Annotated in this window: 3 protein-coding genes; all 3 read right to left on the reverse strand. The window is 52.3% G+C overall.

Annotated elements, in window-relative coordinates; genetic code table 11:
- A partial coding sequence (locus HN413_08370; protein ID MBT3390410.1) for a sigma-54-dependent Fis family transcriptional regulator occupies nt 1-1,161 on the reverse strand: 1,161 nt, incomplete at its 3' end.
- Nucleotides 1,161-3,143 carry a PAS domain S-box protein gene (locus HN413_08375; protein ID MBT3390411.1) on the reverse strand — a complete coding sequence of 661 codons (1,983 nt, stop codon included), beginning with the start codon at nt 3,141-3,143 and terminating at the stop codon, nt 1,161-1,163. The genes HN413_08375 and HN413_08370, both read right to left, overlap by 1 nt.
- Nucleotides 3,144-3,172: 29 nt before the next feature.
- Nucleotides 3,173-4,594, reverse strand: coding sequence for a hypothetical protein (locus tag HN413_08380; protein MBT3390412.1), 1,422 nt, complete (start codon nt 4,592-4,594; stop codon nt 3,173-3,175).
- Between the last annotated feature and the right edge of the window lie 58 nt (nt 4,595-4,652).

The following is a 4,652-nucleotide window of genomic DNA, read 5'->3' on the forward strand; positions in this document are numbered from 1 at the left end:
CTGAAATTCAGGCGAGAGATGGGGCAGGTCTATTATGGCCTCATCGCAGAAAAGCATGGCGCGCTCGATGACGTTGCGCAGTTCGCGGATATTGCCCGGCCAGTTGTGCTGCATCAGGGCCTGCATGGCGCGTTCGGAAATATCGCTGATATTCAACCCCATGCGCTGGTTGTTATGCTGGACGAATAGGCCCACCAGCGCGGGAATATCTTCTTTATGGGCGCGCAGCGGGGGGATGTCGAGATCGACGACTTTCAGACGGTAGTACAGGTCTTCACGGAAGTTGCCCTCGCGCAGCATGGTGGGCAGATCGCGGTTTGACGCGGCCAGAATTTGCACATCCACCTTGATGAGATTGGTGCCGCCCACCCGGCGGAAGGCCTGTTCTTCGATGGCGCGCAGCAATTTGGCTTGCATATCCACCGGCATGGATGAAATTTCATCCAGGAAGAGAATACCAGAATCGGCGACTTCCATCAGGCCATGCTTGCGTTTTTGCGCCCCGGTGAAAGCCCCGGCTTCGTAGCCGAATAATTCCGATTCGAGTACGGTGCTCTGAATGGCTGCACAATTGATTCCGACAAACGATTTGCTGGCGCGCGTCCCAAGCTGGTGAATGGCGCGGGCGAGCACTTCTTTGCCGGTGCCAGTTTCTCCAGTGATGAGCACCGAAGCCGATGCTTGCGCGGCGCGCTGGGCGTGCTGCACCAGGGCGCGCATGACCGGTGTTTTGCCGACGATGAAGTTAAGCTCATTGCGCTGCTGTCCGCGCAGATGATTTAACTCGCGGCGCATGGCGACGATTTTCTGCGCGCGCTGGATGGATTTCTCCAGGCGATTAAATTGAATTGGTTTTTGCAAAAAATCATGCGCTCCGTTCTTCATGGCTTGGACAGCCATATCGATATCACCGTGGGCGGTAATTAGGATAATCGGCGGGCGCGCTTCTATTTGGCTGGTCTCTTCCAACAAATCGGGACCGTAGCCGTCGGGGAGCTGCACATCCAGCAAGATAATATCGGCATTGTCTTGCCGAATTTGAACACGCGCCTCTTCAAGATTGGCCGCGCAGATCACTTCGTAGCCCTCGCCGTTTAAAAAATCACGAATATGCTGGCGGGCATTTTCTTCATCGTCAACAACCAGGATGGTTGCACTCATTATGTGCCTTTCTCTGTAGCTGCCGCAGTTGGCAATTGAATATGGAAAACGGTGGCACCGGGGAAAGATGTCAGCGTGATATTGCCGCGGTGCGCAGTAATGATTTGTTTTGTGATCGAAAGTCCCAGGCCGGTTCCGTTGGGGTTGGTGGTATAAAAGGGGTCAAAAATTTTGGTCTGATGTTCAAGCGGGATGCCAGGGCCATTGTCGGCTAAATCAATCTGGATAATTTCTTTCCCGCTGGGGGTCTGGTCTTTTGAAATTTTTATATTCAGCGTGCCGCTGCCCCGTTCGCTCATCACTTGCACGGCATTGCTGATGATATTGGTAAAAACTTGCTCCAGGCTGCGTTTATCGCCCAACACTTCGGGACGTTGGGTAGAGGTTTGAAGATTACATTGAATATTGGCATTTGCCAGGCGCGGCCGCCAGCGGGTGATGATGCGGTCGAGCAAGTTGTGAACATCCAGAGATGTGAACGTGTACGTGCCGGTGCGGGAGAAGGTTAGCACCGAATCCATCAGCGACGTCAGCCGGTCGCAGTCTTCCAGCATGTGTTGAATACGTTCTTTGTTGGGGTCTTCATCTTTGGCTTGACGATCCAGTAGCTGCAACCCCAGGCTGATATTGTTAATCGGGTTGCGCACTTCGTGGGCAAAAACCGCCGTAACTTCACCCAGCAAGGCGCGCTGCTCCAGTTGTTGCGAGCGAATGCGGATTTGTTCGTGTTCGCTGAGATCGCGCACAATAATCAGCGCTCCGGTAATATCCTGATGATTGACGATGGGGGTGACCGCCAGATCAACCGGGAAGGATTCGCCATTGCGGCGGTGGAGGGTGGTATTACCCAGATTGGGGGTAGCCGTTCCCAGGAGCGCGTTTTCTACCGCCGGGAGCAGTCGATCTGAACCGATCAACACGCTGCCAATGGATTCGCCCAATACTTCTTTTTCAGCATAGCCAAAAACCAACTCGGCTGCGGTATTCATCGAAGTAATTTCGATTTGATGTGAAACAGAAATCACCCCATCGTGAATATTCTCGCTGGCATTCTTCCAGGTGTTGAGCTGATAATTGGTTTCGTGTAACGATTTCCGCAAATTGGCTGCCAGGACATTATTGTGGATGATAGTCCCCGCGAAAGCGGAGAGTATTTTCAATAAGGGTAGAATATAATCGGGCGGCGGTGTATTTCCACTGGCGGCAATGAAACCCAGCCAGGCGCGTGGTTCTTCTTCGGCCACAATTGGCGAGGAAGCCAGATACGCTAACCCCATTTGGCGCGCCTGCTCATGTAAAATTGTATCGGCTCCGCGTTCGCCTTTCTGCCAGAGCGCTGGCTGCATCAAAAAGCTTATATTCGAAGATACAATTTCGGCTGGGAGTAAATCAACTTTTTCGCCCTGGCTGGCGACCAAACGCATACTGGGGTTGCTCCCTTGGCCAATATAGAGTGCCAGCGAACACTCGCTGAGTAGATGGTGCCCGGTGGCTAATACGTTTTGCAGCGCGGTATCGGGATCGGTTTCCTGGGTGGCGGCAATCAGATCTGGTAGATAGCGATTCAGCAACCGGCTGGTGAATTTCTCGCTGGCCTTTTTCTTTTCCCGCAGCATTGCCCTTTCCAGCGTGATCAAATGCCAGGGCAGGCCTTTGCCCAATGACTGGACGGAAATCGTAACCGAAATTTCTTGCTGGCTACGGGTGGTTAAACTCAAGCGTGGCAGCGTGCTATGGGGTGCGGTAGTCCGCCCTGTCAGCAAATGACTGGCCCTCGGTACGATCTGGTCTACATGAAAGGCTTCCAACTCTGCGCGGGTAAATGCGGTCAATTCGGCAACCTGGCGGTTGACAGCAATCACATGCCCGGTATCATCTACCAGCAAAGCAGCGCGGTCTATGGTGTCAAGAATATTACCAAGATGCTCCACCTTGAGCAAAGGCTGTGTTGTGTTCCGGGAACGCGAGAAGAAATTTGTCATCGAATGGAGTTTATATCATCACGAAGCCGCTAAGCGCTAGCAACTTTATGGCGCGTTGGGGCAGCCAGTATCCCCTCCATGGAGCGGTATTTTGCCACAGTTCGGCGGGCAACTTTATGCCCTTCCTGGTGGAGAATGCGTGTAATCTGGGAATCGGTCAATGGGCTATCTTCATCTTTTACAATCTCCCGAATTAGCGCGCGAATGGGCAAGCTGCGGTCGAAGAATTTGCTGAGTGGAATCATGCGCCCATTGGGCAGTCGAGCCGTTTTGCCCGAAACTGCCCGCGAAACTGTCGATTCGTGAACATCCAGTTGCAGCGCCAAACTCGCCCGCGTCAGCGGATGCAAAAACTTATCGCCGCGTAAAATGAAATTGCGTTGCACTTGTGTCAAGATTGTCATCATCTGACGCATAGTATTACCGCGTTGGCGCAAGCATTTTATCAGCAAATTTGCCTTTTCAAAATCTTGTTGCCATTTCTCCGATTTTTCTTCTGGCGCGCTTTTGAGCGCTTTGCGAAATAAGGCGTTGATTTGTAACGATCCGTAAATGGGAGAGAGAATTTCAACGACCAGCGGGCTGTCCGGTTGCTGATTGAGTGTGCCGATAAGAATATCTGGATTATGGTATGTAGGGGGATTGGCCTCAACTCCCTGGCGGATACTGCCCCAATGAGCGCGCCCCGGATATGGGTTGAGGTTGGTACTGATAAAATGGGCGATTTCTTCAACAGCCTGAGTGGGGATGCCCAATAACTCGCCGAGCTTACTATAATGACGACGGCTGAGCAAGTCCATGCCTTCTTCAATCGCGCGTTTTGCCAATGGCGGAATATCTTGAATTTTTGCCAAAATATCCAATTGAATCAACAGCGCTTCTTGCGGGGACGCCGCGCCAACCCCGATAGGTTCGGAACGCTGAATCAAATCCAGCACATATTTCACCCGTTCGATTGAGACATGATGATAACGGCTGATTTCAAAAAGTTGAATTCGCAGCAACCCGTCATCGTCCAGGCTGGTGAGAATATGCGCCGCGATGGAACGGTCTTCGACGGCTAGTTCTGGCGCAATTTGCTGTAAGACATAAGTGGGCAAGTCCAGCGCCGGTGCAATATTATCGTCGGGCAGATCATCGGTGTGGATATTGTGCTGTGCGCCCCCGCCAATGCTGGAAAAGTAATCTTGTTGCGCAGATGTGAATACTATCGGCTCAATCTGATCGGGATTGTGAGGGCGACTGCATACCGGGCAAAGGCCACTTTCTACCAGACTGCGGCCGCACGAGTGGCAGCGTTTAACTTCCCGAAGTTCAAGCGCCGGATTATTGGCTAATTCCGCTTCAATATTCTGGCGCAACTCGGCCGTTGTCATCCCCAAAAGGGTCATTGTCTGTGCCAGGTGGGCCGTGGTTTGGGGACGGAGTTGCTGTAAATGAATGGGATACATAAGGGTGCTCCCTGCTTGTAGGGTAGTATAACTACAAACCTATCAGGTTGCAAGAACC

Source organism: Chloroflexota bacterium (assembly GCA_018648225.1).
Lineage (GTDB): Bacteria > Chloroflexota > Anaerolineae > Anaerolineales > UBA11858 > NIOZ-UU35.